Below are 949 nucleotides of genomic sequence, written 5' to 3'. Positions count from 1 at the left end.
TAGACTTCCTTCATAAATCATTTTTCAATCAATTTAATTGTTTATCTTTCACCCAATCTAAATTGTATATGCCAGCAAGTAAATTAAACCGTAGGTTTAATCTTTTACGACGATTTCTATATACACAAGATAAAATCTTAAAACATTTCATCCTTCCAAATACATGCTCTACTTGAATTCGTCTACGACCAATCTCTCTATTTAACTTTTTTAATTCAGAATCTAGTTTTTCAGTTTTCTTTGCTTTAGATGGCATGAGGCATCCAAAACCCAATTTCTTTATCCCTAAATAACCCTTATCAACGATAAAAAAGGGCCTAAATTTTAATTTCCTCATGCTTTTTTTAAATATTTTAAAATCATGCATGCTTCCATGACTTCCACATACACTCAGTATTTCACCTGTTGTATAGTGCATAGATAACTGAAATTTAAAGGTATGTCGCTTTTTTTTACCGCTATACCATTTCTTCTGTTTTTTTTGGACGTTGAACTAATATTTCAGTGGCATCAATCACAACAACTTCCCAATCCACTTCATCTCGATTAGGAAGTTGTTTTGGCAAGTTGAATTTTCCAGAACGGATTAAGGTATCTTCAATAACACGTGTGATACGAATTGCACTCGTTTCAGATACACCGTAACTCATACCAAGATGGAAAAATGTTCGATATTCTCTCCAATATTCTATACATAAGAGCAAACGATCTTCCAACGGTAATTTATGCGGTCGTCCTTTACCAATATGACGAGGTAAATGCTTATTTAGCTCGGCCAACATGAGGTTAAATGTAGCCCAACTAACACCGGTAAGCCTACGAAACTTAACGTTTGATAATTTTTGAATATCTTTGAATTTCATCCAAGGATTATCTCTTGAATTAAATAATTTTGCTGATTAATTTGATCAAATAAATTGTACGTTTTTTGATTTATGACGGAAGTCTA

1 protein-coding gene and 1 pseudogene are annotated in these 949 nt (G+C 32.5%); both read right to left on the bottom strand.

Features of this window, described 5'->3' with window-relative positions:
* Positions 1-28: 28 nt before the first annotated feature.
* Positions 29-421, bottom strand: a pseudogene (locus HJG58_RS18605) (transposase family protein); the annotation flags it as partial.
* Positions 422-458: 37 nt separating this feature from the next.
* Positions 459-863 carry a transposase family protein gene (locus HJG58_RS18600; RefSeq protein WP_000669095.1) on the bottom strand — a complete coding sequence of 135 codons (405 nt, stop codon included), beginning with the start codon at positions 861-863 and terminating at the stop codon, positions 459-461.
* Between the last annotated feature and the right edge of the window lie 86 nt (positions 864-949).

It is taken from the genome of Acinetobacter geminorum, from assembly GCF_013009345.1.
Taxonomy (GTDB): domain Bacteria; phylum Pseudomonadota; class Gammaproteobacteria; order Pseudomonadales; family Moraxellaceae; genus Acinetobacter; species Acinetobacter geminorum.
The sequence above is the reverse complement of the archived record's forward strand: the minus strand, read 5'-3'. Positions and strand labels throughout refer to the sequence as shown.